The organism is Parafrankia sp. FMc2 (assembly GCF_041008525.1).
GTDB lineage: Bacteria > Actinomycetota > Actinomycetes > Frankiales > Frankiaceae > Parafrankia.
In genome coordinates, this window is sequence record NZ_JBFLUG010000484.1 from 1 (window position 1) to 693 (window position 693).

Sequence of the window (693 nt, forward strand, 5' to 3'; positions counted from 1 at the left end):
GGCCAGTCGCGTTCCTCGGTCAGCAGCTCCACCGCACCGGACGTCCAGTCGATGTGCGGCGACGGGGCGTCCACGTGCAGCGTGCGGGGCAGCACACCGTGCCGCAGCGCCATCACCATCTTGATCACACCGGCGACGCCGGCGGCGGCCTGCGTGTGGCCCAGGTTCGACTTGACCGACCCTAGCCACAGCGGACGCTGGGCCGGCCGCTCCCGCCCGTAGGTGTCCAGCAGCGCCTGCGCCTCGATCGGGTCACCCAGGCGGGTACCCGTGCCGTGCGCCTCGACGACGTCCACATGCTCGGGGGCGAGCCGTGCGTCGGCGAGAGCCTGGACGATGACCCGCTGCTGGGACGGGCCGTTCGGCGCCGTCAGCCCGTTGCTCGCCCCGTCCTGGTTCACCGCGGTGCCCCGCACCACCGCCAGCACCTCATGACCGAGCCGACGCGCGTCACTGAGCCGCTCCACCAGCAGCACCCCGGCGCCCTCCGACCAGCCGGTGCCGTCCGCGGCGGCGGCGAACGGCTTGCAGCGGCCGTCACCGGCGAGACCGCCCTGCCTGCTGAACTCGACGAAGGTGTCCGGGTTCGCCATCACCGACACCCCACCCGCCACCGCCAGATCACACTCACCACGCCGCAACGACCCCACCGCCAGATGCAACCCCACCAACGACGACGAACACGCCGTGTCC

Annotated in this window: 1 protein-coding gene; it reads right to left on the reverse strand. The window is 72.6% G+C overall.

The annotated features are described in order from the left end of the window. The coding region (locus AB1460_RS38060) for a beta-ketoacyl synthase N-terminal-like domain-containing protein (protein WP_368967457.1) at nt 1–693 on the reverse strand (693 nt) is incomplete at both ends.